Origin of the sequence: Solirubrum puertoriconensis (genome assembly GCF_001483135.1) — a bacterium.
Taxonomy (GTDB): domain Bacteria; phylum Bacteroidota; class Bacteroidia; order Cytophagales; family Hymenobacteraceae; genus Solirubrum; species Solirubrum puertoriconensis.
On sequence record NZ_LNAL01000006.1, the window covers coordinates 346,274 to 360,509 of the forward strand.

Annotated in this window: 9 protein-coding genes and 3 tRNA genes; 5 read left to right on the forward strand and 7 right to left on the reverse strand. The window is 58.8% G+C overall.

Annotated features, from left to right (window positions below; translation table 11 throughout):
- Window positions 1–206 precede the first annotated feature (206 nt).
- From ASU33_RS06355 to ASU33_RS06370, 4 genes are all read left to right on the forward strand, one after another.
- Window positions 207–282: transfer RNA gene (locus ASU33_RS06355), tRNA-Gly, on the forward strand.
- 145 nt (window positions 283–427) lie between these two features.
- A tRNA-Gly gene (locus ASU33_RS06360) sits at window positions 428–500 on the forward strand.
- Window positions 501–561: 61 nt separating this feature from the next.
- A tRNA-Leu gene (locus ASU33_RS06365) sits at window positions 562–645 on the forward strand.
- A 249-nt stretch (window positions 646–894) separates the two neighbouring features.
- Window positions 895–3,969 carry a PAS domain-containing sensor histidine kinase gene (locus ASU33_RS06370; protein WP_078062927.1) on the forward strand — a complete coding sequence of 1,025 codons (3,075 nt, stop codon included), beginning with the start codon at window positions 895–897 and terminating at the stop codon, window positions 3,967–3,969.
- An 85-nt stretch (window positions 3,970–4,054) separates the two neighbouring features.
- Here ASU33_RS06370 and ASU33_RS06375 read toward each other — a convergent pair whose 3' ends face one another.
- The 3 genes from ASU33_RS06375 to xrtX all read right to left on the reverse strand — a co-directional run bounded on the left by ASU33_RS06375 (window position 4,055) and on the right by xrtX (window position 5,960).
- The gene (locus ASU33_RS06375) at window positions 4,055–4,783 is read right to left on the reverse strand and encodes a LytR/AlgR family response regulator transcription factor (RefSeq protein ID WP_059069396.1); all 729 of its coding nucleotides are present in this window, start codon (window positions 4,781–4,783) and stop codon (window positions 4,055–4,057) included.
- A 153-nt stretch (window positions 4,784–4,936) separates the two neighbouring features.
- A complete protein-coding gene (locus ASU33_RS06380; RefSeq protein WP_059069398.1) occupies window positions 4,937–5,437 on the reverse strand; it encodes an XrtX-associated membrane protein in 501 nt (166 codons plus the stop codon).
- The gene (xrtX, locus tag ASU33_RS06385; protein WP_059069400.1) at window positions 5,430–5,960 is read right to left on the reverse strand and encodes an exosortase X; all 531 of its coding nucleotides are present in this window, start codon (window positions 5,958–5,960) and stop codon (window positions 5,430–5,432) included. The genes ASU33_RS06380 and xrtX overlap by 8 nt, the downstream gene beginning before the upstream one ends.
- A gap of 152 nt (window positions 5,961–6,112) precedes the next feature.
- Between xrtX and ASU33_RS06390 the strand changes: the two genes are divergently transcribed.
- On the forward strand, window positions 6,113–7,102 hold the full coding sequence (locus tag ASU33_RS06390; protein WP_059069403.1) for an AAA family ATPase: 990 nt from the start codon (window positions 6,113–6,115) through the stop codon (window positions 7,100–7,102).
- Here the strand turns inward: ASU33_RS06390 and ASU33_RS06395 are convergent.
- From ASU33_RS06395 to ASU33_RS06410, 4 genes are all read right to left on the reverse strand, one after another.
- Entirely contained in the window at window positions 7,099–8,361 is a 1,263-nt protein-coding gene (locus ASU33_RS06395) for a lipopolysaccharide biosynthesis protein (RefSeq protein WP_059069404.1), read from the reverse strand. The genes ASU33_RS06390 and ASU33_RS06395 overlap by 4 nt on opposite strands.
- A complete protein-coding gene (locus ASU33_RS06400) occupies window positions 8,358–9,548 on the reverse strand; it encodes a glycosyltransferase (RefSeq protein WP_059069405.1) in 1,191 nt (396 codons plus the stop codon). Before ASU33_RS06400 ends, ASU33_RS06395 begins: the two co-directional genes overlap by 4 nt.
- A gap of 159 nt (window positions 9,549–9,707) precedes the next feature.
- Window positions 9,708–11,324: a beta-helix domain-containing protein gene (locus ASU33_RS06405; protein ID WP_059069407.1), complete on the reverse strand. Its 1,617-nt coding sequence runs from the start codon at window positions 11,322–11,324 to the stop codon at window positions 9,708–9,710.
- 105 nt (window positions 11,325–11,429) lie between these two features.
- Complete coding sequence (locus tag ASU33_RS06410) at window positions 11,430–14,222, reverse strand: TonB-dependent receptor (RefSeq protein ID WP_059069409.1); 2,793 nt, start codon at window positions 14,220–14,222, stop codon at window positions 11,430–11,432.
- Window positions 14,223–14,236: the final 14 nt, after the last annotated feature.

Genomic DNA, 14,236 nt, shown 5'->3' on the forward strand with positions numbered 1-14,236 from the left:
GCTTTTGTTGTGCGGTTTAACCTTTGCGCATTCGCCTCTGAAGCTCTGCCCTAATGTGATGGGCTAAATAGTTGATGAAAAAATTACTTGCTGAAAATGAGCTTGAAACCTCTTTTGTGGTGAAATTTTCGTGAGTAGCGCTTGACATTTAAAATGCCTGTATTACCTTTGTGCCATCAAAACGCCGCTACGGCGGTTGACCTCAAGCGAGAGTAGCTCAGTTGGTAGAGCGCGACCTTGCCAAGGTCGAGGTCGCGAGTTCGAACCTCGTCTCCCGCTCCAAAAAGGACACTGCAACGGCAGCGTCCTTTTTTCTTTTTATGGAGGGCCTGCTAATCAGAACAGCTTTTTAGTCCCAGGTCTTGACTGCAAGCGAAACCTTGTATTACCTTTGTGCCATCAACGCCGCTACGGCGGTTGACCTCAAGCGAGAGTAGCTCAGTTGGTAGAGCGCGACCTTGCCAAGGTCGAGGTCGCGAGTTCGAACCTCGTCTCCCGCTCACAAGAGGATGTTGCCCGCGCAACATCCTCTTTTTAGTTTTGTGCAGGCCAGCTGCACTTGCCGGAGTGGTGGAACTGGTAGACACGAGGGACTTAAAATCCCTTTTCCGCAAGGAAGTACGGGTTCGATTCCCGTCTCTGGTACATTTAAACCCATTGGCTTAGGCCGGTGGGTTTTTTTGTGTCTGCCGTGTCTTCAAGCCTTGGAAGTGCCGTGCTGCACCAATGGGGTAGAGCATAGTTGCAGGGGCGTAGTTGTCATGTTTCAAAAAGCGTTCGGCGAGAAAAACGCATCGTTCGCAGAGCAAATGAGCGCGTTTAGCAAGCGTTTCGGCAATTTTGGGGTATTAAGCGTTGCTTGCGCATTGCCTAAACCTATTGCGTTTTTCCATAATGAGCTCTTCTGAGATTAATGCCGTGCCAAACTCAAGTGCAGATTTGCAAGCGGCACTGGCCCGCGCCGAAACTCGCATTCAGGAGTTGGAGCTACGGGCACGCATTTCGGAACAGAACCCAAATCCAATCTTGCAGGTAGATGCCACTGGGCAGTTTTTGTACAGCAACCCTGCGGGCTGGGAATTTTGGAATTCTCTGTCGGGAGAGGACAAACGCTACGTAAGCGGGCGTTTGCGCGAGGTAGCGCAAGCTGTGCTGCAGGAGCATCAGCCCTGCGAGCAAGAGGTAGAAGCCCTAGGTCGGCAATACACTTTGTATGGGGCTGCAACGGCGGCAGAGGGCTACGTCAACCTCTATTTTATCGACGTAACCGAGCGCCGCCGAGCCGAGCAACGGCTGGCTCAGGAGCAACGCTTTTACAGCACCATTCTGGATGAGCTGCCCGTTGAGGTAGTAACGCTCGATGCGGAGCGGCGCTACCTATATGCCAATCCGCAAGCTGTGCCCAGCTCTGAGGCGCGCCAATGGCTGCTGGGCCGCACGGTACGGGATTATTGCGAGCAGTTTGGTTACCCGCTGGAGCTGGCCGACCAAAGGCACCGCATGTTTGATAAGGCAGCCGCGGAGCGCGGAGTAGTAGTATGGGAAGATCAGACCCCTACCAGCAACGGGCGCACGTTTCATAACCGCTCTTTCAAGGCCGTTGCCCACCCCAATGGCTCGTTGTACATGATGCTCGGATACGGGCTCGACAATACTGCGCAGCGCGAGGCCGAGTTGCAGCTAGCAAAACAGCGCGAGTTTTACGAATCCATCCTGAAGCACTTGCCCGCCGATGTGGCCGTGCTGGATGCTGAGCACCGCTACGTGTTCGTGAACCCCGGCGCCATTCGTAACCCGGAGGTGAGCAGCTGGATAATTGGCAAGACCGATTTTGAATACTGTGCTTACCGCCAGCGGCCAGCGGCAATGGCTGAGCACCGGTGGCAGCTATTTGAGCAAGCCAAGAACAGCGGCGAGCAAGTAGCGTTTGAAGAGCAATTGACCGATGGCAACGGCCAAATAGAGTACGCTCAGCGCCACTACCAACCCGTGTATGATGAGCGGGGAGAGTTTGTAATGATGATCGGCTACGGCAGCAATACTACCGAACAGCGCCTGGCCGAAGAGAAATTACGCTTGAGCGAAGCCGAGTTGCGCGAGCAGCAGGCCTTTGTACAACAGGTGCTCGATACTTCGCCAAGTGTGATCTACGTGCGCGACGCCAACGCTAATTTTACGTTCAGCAACCGCGCCATGAGGGCTTTGCTGGAAGGCGCGCCGGAGCGCCGGGAGTTGGCGAGCAGCCCCGGAACGGTGCAAGCGCAGGAGCAAGCCCAATACGCCGCTGCCGATCAGTACGTGCTACAAACGGGCGAAGAGCTGATGCGCGAGGATTCGTTTACGCTGCCATCGGGTGAAGTACGCTGGTTTCAGACCATCAAACGCCCGCTGCATCGGCCCGATGGCAGCGTGCAAGTGCTAGGCGTAAGCACGGATATCACCGATTTGAAACGGGCCACCGAAGCAGCGCAGGCCGCTGCCCGGGCCCGCGAAAATTTCTTGGCCAACATGAGCCACGAAATTCGGACACCCCTAAACGGGGTGCTAGGCTACGCCAACCTGCTGGCCAAAACCAACCTCGATGCGCAGCAAACCGAGCAGTTAAACGTCATCCGCAAATCGGGGCAGCACCTGCTGGCGTTGGTGAATGATGTGCTCGATATGGCCAAGATTACCTCCGGGAAACTGGAGTTCGAGCAAACGCCATTTAACCTGTGTGATTCGATGGGGGAGGCCGTGCAAGGGCTTGCGCTGCAGGCTACCCAAAAGGGACTTACCTTTTTGGCGCAACCGTTGAAGCTTACTTGTCCTTACCCTTGGGTTATCGGCGACCCGCACCGTTTAAATCAGATCCTGATCAACCTTGTATCCAACGCGGTGAAGTTTACGCAGAGCGGAAGCGTATCTGTGGCAGGGCGCATGGTTTCGGAGACGGAAGATACCTTAACGGCTGAGTTCAGCGTGAGCGACACGGGGCCAGGTATTCCGCAGGATCGGTTGGAGCGCATCTTTGAAGACTTTACCCAGGCCTACGCCGATACTACCCGCAACTTTGGCGGTACAGGCCTCGGTCTGAGCATTAGCCGGGCGTTGGTAGAGCAGCTGGGCGGCTCCATGCGCGTAGAAAGCGAAGTTGGCCGTGGCAGCACGTTCTCGTTTACGGTGACACTCCCGAAAACGCGCATAGCTACGGCTCCTCCTGTTCAGGAGCTAGCTGCGAACACGGTGCCCACTGCCCTTATCGGCAAACGCGTGCTGCTGGTGGAGGACAACGAAATCAACCGCAACATTGCCCGCATGCTGCTGGAGGAATGGGGCATAGAGGTTGACGAAGCACCAAGCGGGTTAGAGGCGCTGGCCTTGTACGAGCAGCGCAGCTACGATGCGGTGCTAATGGACATTCAGATGCCGGGCATGAACGGCATTGAGGCGACGGCTGCTATTCGGGCCAACCCCGATGTGGCAAAAGCACAGGTGCCGGTGCTGGCCCTTACGGCCAATGCCTTCCGCTCCGATAACGAGCGTTATCTTGCCGCCGGCATGAACGATACGTTGGCCAAGCCATTTGACGAATCCGAGCTGTATCAAAAATTGGAAGCGCTTATCTACCAACCCAAGCGTAGCTACGACCTCAGCCGCCTGCGCGAAATGGCGCGCGGCAAAGAGGCATTCGTGCACCGCATCATTCAATCGTTCCTCGATAACATGCCGAGCAGCGTGGCGCGGATTGAGGCCGCCGCCGCCGCTGCCGATTGGGTGAAGGTTGCCGAACTAGTGCACCACGTAAAACCTTCGTTGGCATCGTTGGGCGTGCAGCAGGTTGATGAAGCCGTGCGCTTGCTCGAGGCAGCCCGGCATGCCACTTTCCTCAGCACCCACGACAACCAAGCCAACCAAGAGGCTGTGCGTCACTTGGTAGCCGTGGTAGAGCGTGTTCTGCAGGAGTTGCCTTCGGAGCTACCAGCCTAGGTACTTGCAAAGCCAAACAACCGCGGGGGCGGGCAGAAGCATGCTTCTGCCCGCCCCCGCGGTTGTCGATAATAATGGCTACAGCTTAGAGGCTGCGCAACCGTACGTAGAACTCGTCTTGGTACGATTTACCGATGGGTACCTCGTAGCTGCCCAACTGCAGCATGTTATCCTGCACCGCCTCTACGCGCTGCATATTTACCATGTAGGAGCGGTGTACCCGCATAAAGTACGAGAAGGGTAGCCGCTCTTCCAGGGCTTTGAGCGTGATGTACACGATATGCTTTTGCTTGGGCGTAACCAGCACCGAATACGTCGACATGGCCTCGATGAACAGTACGTCGTCGAAATCGAGGCGCAGGAGTTTATTGTTGGTTTTTACGAACAGCGTCGAATCAGTTGCCTCCACGCTTGAGGGGGCGGCATTGGCAGCGGCTTGGCGTTGCTCCACAGCCCGGTTCACGGCTTTGCTAAAGCGGCCGTAGTCGACGGGTTTTACCAGGTAATCGAGTACCTGCAGCTCAAAAGCATCAACCGCGAAATTGGCGTGGCTGGTAACGAGTATTACTTCGGGCTGCGGCTCGGGGAGTACCCGCACAAGGTCGAGGCCGCTCAGTTGAGGCATCTCAATGTCGAGCAACAACAAATCTACCGCAGTACCTGCGCGCAGCAGATTCAGGGCCTGCACTGCATCGGGCAACGAAGCGACCAGCTCCAAGGAGTCCGTCATTTCGACGAAGTGCTCGAGGGTAAGGCGGTTGATTTCGTTGTCGTCGATGATAAGGCAGCGAAGGCGAGGAGAAGTGCTGGGCATGAGAAAAGCGGCGGTAATGGCACAGATGAATTGCTAAAATAACAACCCGGGGTCGAATCCGAAGGAGTTATGATAAAAAGCCCTACGCAGGCAAGCACCGAGTGTTTGGGTTGCGCCCGGTTGCTGCTGCGTACCAATTGGCCGATGTAGCACCTAGGCTTGCCGCTTGGTAGCAGGGTGCAGCCAATGAAGCAGCGGGATTAACACCATAATAGGCAGCGGGTTTAGCATCATATCGATAATGGGGCGCCCAAGGGTGTAAACCGGCCCGGTGCTACCAACGGCTTTGCCCACCAGCACCAGCACTACACTAAGCAAAAACAAGCTTCCGTAGATAGCAGCCCCAAGGCGCCAGGTATGCGCGGGCGTAAGCACAAGCAGCAGCAGCAAGCACGTGAGGCTGTAGCCTACCCCAAACGTAAGCTTGGCGGGCAAGCTCGAAGAGCCCCCCAGCGAGTGCACCTCATTGGGTTGCTCGCGCCACACGTTGCCTGTTACACCTAGGGCCCCGGCTGTGTTCGACCAAAACTTGGCCAGCGCCGTTATGGCTACAGCATCGTTGGTGCCGGCCCAAAAGAGCACACCGCCCAGCAGCAACGCCACGCCCACCTGCAGCAGCCGCGGTAGGCGAATTTCAGCAACTGCCTTACGCATGGCTTGGCATCTGTGGCGCAGCAAACCGGCGTACCCACAACATCCAGAGCAGGAAGATGCAGCCGTACACTACGAATGTAAAAGTGTAGTGGTGGTTGAAATCGACGGTGCCGCGGGAGTATAGATGGTTGAGCGTGAGGGCGCCTACCCGCACAATATTGAGCAGGTAGATGGCTACTACTCCCAAGGCCATGAACGGCAGTTTCCGGCGCCAACCGCCGCCCGGAAAGGCAAGAATAAAGCCTATAAACAAAGCATACAGCACTTGCCCGTTGCAAGGGTCGCCGACCCACACAGCGGGCTTGCCCGCTACCAAAACCAGCCGTTCGGTAGCCACGGCCGGTACTCCCACTGCGCGTAGCACCGCGGCACTTACCGAAGCCAGGTTCAGCGACAAAGCCGTATCGAGCTTACCGGCGGGCTTGAGCCACTGCTCGTAGCCAAAAAACCAAACCAAGTAGAGCGCCACGGCCGAGAGCACGAAGCGTACAAGCTGCTGGTGGTTGGGGTTACGATCTTGCATGATGCAAAAGTACTAGCCTGCTTAGTTGCCAATGAACGCCTGCACCCGCATAAAAAGCAAGGCCAGGTAATGGTTCCGAGGCATTTTTGCGTTGGGTACGCAAGCCTTACCCTCGGCATCGTACTTTTAGCGTATCGCTCAGCAGCATTTTCATGTCCGAAGTTACTTTCTCGTCCGACCTCACCCAGCATTATCAGCAGAAGATACGGCAGGTATTTGCCGAAGTCGGCAAAGTGGTGGTAGGGCAACATTATATGCTCAACCGCTTGTTGGTGGGCCTGTTTACGGGCGGGCACATTCTGCTCGAAGGCGTGCCGGGCTTAGCCAAAACGCTTACGATTAGCACGCTGGCGCAGGTGCTGCACCTGCACTTTCAGCGCGTGCAGTTTACGCCCGATCTGCTGCCGTCCGACTTGGTAGGCACCATGATTTACAACCAGAACCAGTCGGAGTTTGAGGTTAAGAAGGGCCCGATCTTTGCCAACTTGGTGCTGGCCGACGAGGTAAACCGCTCGCCCGCCAAGGTGCAAAGCGCCCTGCTCGAGGCCATGCAGGAAAAGCAAGTGACCATCGGCGAAACCACTTACCCGCTCGATTTGCCCTTTCTGGTGCTGGCCACCCAAAACCCCGTGGAGCAGGAGGGCACTTACCCGCTGCCCGAAGCGCAGGTCGACCGCTTTATGATGAAGGTGTATGTCGATTACCTGAAAAAGGCCGAGGAGCTGGAGGTAATGCGCCGCATGGCCAACCTCAGCTACAGCAGCGACGTGCAGGCCGTACTCACCAAGGAAGACATTTTTGGAATTCGGGGGCTGATCAACCAAGTGCAGATTTCCGATACTCTGGAGAAATACATCATCGAACTGGTGTTTGCCACGCGCAAGCCCGCCGAGTACGACCTAGGCGAGTTTGCCCAATACGTGCAGTACGGCGTGAGCCCCCGCGCCAGCATTGCCTTGCACCGCGCCGCCCGCACGGTGGCCTTTTTTGATGAGCGCGACTACGTGCTGCCCGAAGACATCAAAGACGTAGCAGCCGACGTGCTCAACCACCGCATCATGCTTACCTACGAAGCCGAAGCCGACGGTGTGCGCACGCAGGATTTGATTGAGTCTATGCTGCGAAAGGTTCCTATCAGCTAGCGGCGCATTAGCTGCGCGAGCAAGCGGGCATCGGCAGAGCGGGGCAGCAGGGCGGTAGGTTTGCTGCCCGTGACTTTCGCAAATTGCCACGCCAGCCACAGCGTGGAGCCTAGGTACGAAACCGTAGCCGCCCAAGCAGCACCCACCGCGCCGTAGCTAGGAATGAGCACAACACACGCCCCCAACGTAAGAGCAAGGCCCAACAGAGCCGCTACGTTGTTGATGCGGTACCGAGCGGTGCCGGCGAAGTAGGCGCTCAGCTGCATGTGCGTGCTGAATGCCACCACACCTAGGGCAAGGGCCCAGATAATGCGTTGGGCGGCGGCAAAGTCGCGGCCGAAAATAGCCGTTAGCCAAGCTGCCGGTACTAGCGCCAGTGCCAGCACGGCCGCCGCACTTAATACCATCGATAGCCGCACGGCCCGCACGGTGGCTTGCACCGGGGCATCGGGGTTGGTGTGGTAAATGGTATCGACGTACTGCACCTGCGAGATGCTGCGCGGAATCAGCCACACCGCTTCGGCCAGCGCTACGCCCACCGAGAGCACGCCCACCGCGCCTGTGCTTACCCAAGCTGCCACGAAGTAGAAACCCAAGCGGTAATTGGCAAACCCGACGATGTTGGAGAAGTGGGCGTTGCGGCTATGGCGGGCCAACTCGCGGGCCACCGAGCGCCACCGCCGTAAGTGGCCGATCGGTTTATCGGCTTGTTGCCACAACGCTACGCCCGACAAGAGCCAAAGTACGGCGTAGGTAAGTACGTAGGCGGCGTAATAGGCTGAGGGGCTGCGCCACTGCAGCGCAAACAACGCCACCACAAGCCCTAGCACCACGCCAAGGCTCTGCAGCAGCGTGTAGGTGTTGTACAATCGTTCGTGCCGGCGGCCGAGCAGTACCAGCAGGTGCGCAACGCCCCAAGCCTCAAACAAAGTGGCCGCTAGCAGGTAGCCTAGGTACTCGGCCGCAGGGCGGCGCCACCACCACACGGCGGCTGTGCCCAGCACGCTAACTGCCGTGGTCCAACCATAGGCCGGCAGCAGCAACTGCCACAGGTTGCGCCTAGGTGCCAAGTATATCAGCGACGAGCCACCGACCAACCCGGTAAACAGCAGCAGCAGGGTGCGGTCGATGCCGAACAGGCTGCTTTGCCCGCGGCCCTCGGCGCCCAGCCAGCGGGCCGTCAGCCACACCAAGCCGAAGTTCAACAGGGCAGCACCTAGGCGGGTACCAAAGGTGAACAGGATGCGCCAGAGGTTCATCGGGCGATGATGCTTTGGTAAAGCGCCGCAAACTGCCGACCGACTTTAGCGGGACTGCACCGCTCCACGGCATCGGCACGTAGCACTTCGGCGTCGAGTTGCAGGTGTTGGTAGTACACGGCCCGGATAGAGGCAGCCAGCGCAGCCTCGTCGTCGGGTTCGATCAGCAAGCCAAAGCGGCCTTCGGGCTGAAACAGCTCGGGCACGCCGCCCACCCGCGTGGCCACTACCGGGCAACCGCACGCCCGCGCCTCGAGCAGCACACAGCCAAAGGTTTCGGCCCGACTAAACGAAAGCAGCGCTGCGGCTTGCTGCATTTCGTGGGCTACCGCGGGGTGGGGGAGCTTACCCAGAAACTGCACTGCGCCGCTAGCGAGTAGCCCTAGGTCGGCTGCCATGGTTTCTAGGGGCTGGGCATCGGGGCCGTACCCGGCAATGCGCAAGCGCAGGTTGGGTAGCTCGCCCTGCAGCGCCGCCACCACGCGCAGGATGCCCGAGAGGTTCTTTACCGCATCATGAAAAGCCGATACCACCAACAGCGGCGCCCATGCGGGTTTGGTTGACGAGGGCCGGAACAGATCAGTATCCACCACGTTGGCTATTACGGCGCTGTGCGGATTGCTGAACCCTAGGTGACGCATGGCGTTGCGCAGGCCTTCGGACACGGTATGCAGCGCGGCCGCCCGCTGCACCACAAAGCGCGTGAGCCACCGCCGCAGTGGGCCAATGCTGGCCGAACGCGGCGGTAAATACAACGTCCAGTGCTCGGTAACTAAGTACGGTATGCCTTGCCTTGCCCGCAGCAACCAGGCAAACACACCCGTGCGCAACAGCACATGCACGTGCACAAGGTGCGGTTTGGCGCCCCAATAGCGCACGGCCTGCTGGTATCCGCGCCACAAGCACACAAAGTACAGCAGCAGCTTCAGTGGCTTATCGAGCAGTGGCCAGCCAATGGGTGCGGCGCGGTAGTAGTAGCGCACAGTAGGCACAGCCGCTTCCCACTCGGGGGCGCATTCAATTAAACTAGGCAGCGGGCTGCGCGCCACGCCCGCGAACAGCACAACTGCGTTGGCGTGCGGGGCTATAGCTGCAACGTGCCGCGCCACAAAGTCGCCATCCTGGTCGTCGTACCGGTTGGGGTACCACTTGGGGAGCATAAGCACGCGGGGCAACGACGACGTCATGGGGGCGCAAACGGGGCACGGCACGCCTAGGTGCCAAGTGGCAAGCTACGGCTTTGGCAGCGTAAGCCGGCGTAGGCAAAACGAAATTCGGCCTGCCTCCGCGTTGGCGGAGGCAGGCCGAGTATCAAGGGTAAGGATAAATATGGTAATCGGCGGAGACTATTGCGCCACCACGAAGCGGACTGTAGCGCTGGTCTCTTCGGTTTGCACCGTAGCCAGGTACACGCCGGCTTTTAGGGTGCTGGGCAGTGTTACTTCCTGCGGCCCGGCCTGCAACTTGCGTCCCTCACTTACCACGGCTACTTCGCGGCCGGTTAGGTCGAGCACGCGCACGGTGGCGGTGCCGGCGTGGCGCAGCTCAAACGCCAGCTTGGCGGCCGCGTTGGTGGGGTTGGGGTACACTCCCAGGCTTTGCACTTGGTCGGAGGTCTTTTTGTTGCTGGCCACAATACCCGCGAGGTAAGGCGTGTTTTGCGGGTCCCAATTGGTCCAGCCCTGCGTCCAGTCGGTGGTGCCGAAAGCGCCGCGGTACGACACCCGCTCGAAGAACGTATTGGCCAGCTTGGCATCGGTGAAGGCGGCACCGTTTTGCAGCGGCGAGGCAGCAGCGGGCAGCACCTGCGGGCTGGTAAGCGTGTACGAGCCCGACTGGAACTGCACGTCCGACTCGTTGGCATAGAGCGTATTGCTGCGGGCGCCTTGGTTGTAGAAGCTGGCCACGTCGTAGCTGCTGCCCGAGGCGGTAGCAAAGTTGGTGGGCAGGCCGGCCATTACCGTGTTGGCTACTTGCAGCTCGCCGTTGGTAGCGTTGCCTTCTGAGGCCGTGCCATCGATCAGCAAGCCCGTGCGGTAACCCGTAAATACCGAGTTGAACACCGACAGCGCCGAGTTGCGGCGGATGTGCATGGCACTCTTTACGTTGGCGTTCAGCGTAGACGTGCGGTTAATCACGTCGGTTATGTTCGAGAATACGGCCGCGGTTTTAGGCGAGGCCGTAGTGCCGTTACGGTCGTTGTCCGACTCAAAACCATTCGAGCCCGATTGGTCGCCGATGTTCGGGTCGCGCAGCGAAAACGCAAACTGCACCTTGCCGGCGTAGCCGTTGTCGGTGTCCCAGTTGTCGTCGAGGGTGCGGAAGGCCACGAGGTGCTTGGCATTCACGGTGCCGCCAAACCACTCGAAAGCGTCGTCGCCGGAGTACGAAATCTGAATGTGGTCGAGCACGGTGCCCGAGCCCACGCCCCCTAGGGTCAGGCCGTTGATTTCGGTATCGGGGGCATAGGCAATACCAGGAAACTCGATGCGCACGAAGCGCAGAATGCCGGAGTTGTCGGCGGGGTTGGTGCCGCCGAAGTTTGATTCGGGCGTGGCTTCAATGGTGGGGTCGCCGGGCAGGTTAATGGGCGCCGCACCGGCAATTACAATACCGCCCCAGTCACCGCGGGCGCGCTGGCCAGCCGGCTCGGCCGAGGTAAACACGATGGGCTGCTGGCGCGTGCCGTCGGCTACCAAACGAGCGCCGCGCTTCACTACCAGTGTGCCCTTCGTGGCCTTGTCGCCCTTGATAATGGTGCCCGGCTGAATGGTAAGCGTAGCGCCCGGGGCCACGTACACGAAGTTATTCAGCACGTACACGTTGTTGTTTGTCCAGGTGGTGTTGGTGCTGATTACACCCGATACCTGCACCACCGGAGCGGCCGTTTGGGCCAGCGCAGCCGGCGCCGCAGCGACCAGCAAAGAAGCGGCAAACAGTACGGGAAGTAGAAGCTTTTTCATAGCACGAAAGCAGTAGCTGATTGATGCTGCGAAGGTCAGAAACGACAACGCCTACCGGGGCACGGCAGGCGTTATCATATCGTTAGCGGGCAGTTACCTTTTCGTTTACAAGCGCCAGATCAGACCTAGGGTGTAGTACGAACCGCGGCGGAAACGCGAGAAATCCTGATCCTGGCCGCCAATCTGCTGGTTGCGGTCGAGGTCGCGCACCAAACGCGTGGGCTGGTTCAGCACATCTTGCAAGCCAGCCCGGATGTCGAGGCGCTTGGCTACGGTTTTGGTCACGGTCAGGTCGAGCACGTTGCGTGGCATCTCGTAAATGCTGCCGTTGTCGATGTTGCCCACAAAAGCAATGCGGCGGCCGATGATGTTGTACTGCGCCGACATCTGCAGGCCATGGTCGTCATCCTGGTAAAAGGCACCTAGGTTCACCACGTAAGGCGACTGACCTTGCAGCGGGCGGCTCTGAATTTGGGTAGCGTCGCTGATGCGCACTTGGCTGCGAATCCACGAGGCGTTCAGCACAAACGAGAGGCGCTGCAGCACCGGCGAGGCGGCCAGGTCGATGAGCGACTTACGTACCTCCACTTCCAGGCCGTAGTCGTAAGCGTTGCCGTCAGCGTTACGGTAAGATACCTTCAGTAGGTCGCCGGCATTCTGCTCAATCACGCTTTCGATGGGGCGGTCGAAGTGTTTGTAGAAGGCACCCACCGAAATCATTTCGGAGCGCGAGGGGTAGAACTCGTAGCGCAGGTCGCCGTTATAAATCGTGCCTTCGCGCAGCGCGGGTTGGCCTACCACCAGCCAGTTGTTGGCAAAGTCGAAGTACTGGAAGCTGGCCATTTCGCGGAACTCGGGGCGGTTTACCGAGGTGCTGCCAGCCACGCGCAAGAGCGAGCGAAGGTTGAAGTTGTAAGTGGCGTTGAACGAGGGCAGCACCACCGTGCGGTTGTAGTCGGCGTTTTTGCTGGGGTTGCCGGGTACCCGCACAGCGCGCACGTTGTTTTCAACACGCACCCCACCCGATACATTAAAGCGGTCGGAGATAGGCGCCACCAAGCTCACGTACGAAGCTAGCAGGCGGTTGTCGCCGGTGTAGCTGTCGTCCTGGTTCGTGCCCTCGTCGAGCACCAAGCCCGTGCGGGCGTTGATATTTTCGGGGCTGAAGATGGTCTCGATGGGCTGCTCCAGGATTTCGTAACGGAAGTTGTCCTCGTTACCAATCTTGTAGGAGAAGTAGCGGGCCGCAAACGAGCGGTCTTTCTGTTCGGCGTAAAAACCTACCCGTAGCTTGTATTCGTTGGCTTTGGTGGTGTCGCGGCCGGCCCAGCGGCGCTCCAGCTGGCCGCTGCCGGCCAAGGTGTTTTCGGTGAGGTTCGAGTAGAAGCGGCTCGCGTCGTAGGGGTTGCCGCCCGGCGGAATTTGGATTAGAAACCGGTCGTTGGTGCCGGCATCGCGCTGCGAGCGGTACCGACGGAAATCGGGTTCGTCGCGCTTCACGTAGTTGTAGCCACCGAGCCAGGTGAGCGTGGTTTGCGGCCCTAGGTCGTGGGTGCCCTGGAGCTGGCCCGAGTAAATGCTACGGCTGGTGTAGTGCAAGGCAAAGTCGCGTTTATCGAGGCGGCGCTCCAGCGAGGTGCCGGTGCGGGCCACTACTTGGTCTTGGCCGAACTGGTTCAGGAAGTTGCGGAACTCGATGCGGTGGCGGTCGTTCAGGCGCAACTGCCAGTTATGAATGACACCTAGGCGCACGTTGGTATTCGACTGCAAATCGTTGTAGCGGTACTTGGCTTTGTAGTCCCCGTTCTCGTCTTTCTGGTCTTCGTAGTCGGCGCGCTCCACGTTGTATTGCTCGCGCGTGAGGCTGTACGAAACCGAAGTAACGTTGCTGAGGTAGGCGCTGCCCAGCTCAAACTTGCGCAGCAAACCTAGGGAAGCACGCACGTCGGGCGAGGCTTGCGTGCGGCGGGCCACCCAGTCGTTGCGCAGGCGCTGACCTAGGGCGTTCAGCTCGTCGTTGCTCACCTTGCCTTGCTGCACCATGCCCGGCGTGCCCGAGGGCAACTGGCGGCGGCCGCCGTCAAAGCCCAGCCAATCGGTGCTGCTGCCTTGCGTAGTCGAGAAGTTGTTGAACGTGGTGCCGCTGCGGTACGACGAGGACAACGAAAACGTGGTACCGTTGTCTAGCACCGAGTTCTTGGTGTACACTTTTACTACGCCACCGCCGAACTCGCCCGGCAGCTCCGGCGCGCCCGATTTAAATACTAGCACGCGGTCCATTACCGACGAGGGCAGAATATCAAAACTGAATGCGCGTGTATCCGTTTCGGCCGAAGGCGTCAGGGCGTCGTTCAGCATTACCGTGTTGTAGCGCTCGGCCAAGCCCCGAATTACCACAAAGTTGTTGTTCTGGATGGTTACGCCCGGTATGCGCTTCACTACCTCGGCGGCGTCGCGGTCCAGCGTCTTCACAATCTGGTCGTTCGACATCCCGCTTACCACCACCTCGCTTTTCTTCAGGTCCTGAATCAGGGCTACCTCGGTGCCGGTTTGCTTTTGGCCCGTAATGGTTACCTCCTGCAAGGCCTGCACATTCTCCTCGAGAGTACCGTTCAGGGTGGTTTTCTCACCGGCCTTCACCTCAATCCCCGCGAAGTTCATGGGCTTGTAGCCGATGTTCGTCATCAGGATGTTGTAGGTGCCCGGAGTAAGTTTCAGCTCGTACTGGCCATCAACCCCTACCGGGGCGGCCTGCGTGGTGCCGGTTACTACAACGGTAGCACCAATCACCGCTTCGCCGGTTTTTTTGTCGAGTACTTTGCCGACGATTGAGCCTTGCTGGGCAAAGGTTAAACTGCTGATCGTCAGCAGTAATAAGAGTAGAAATAAGCGACGCATAGCAGTCTGCTGGT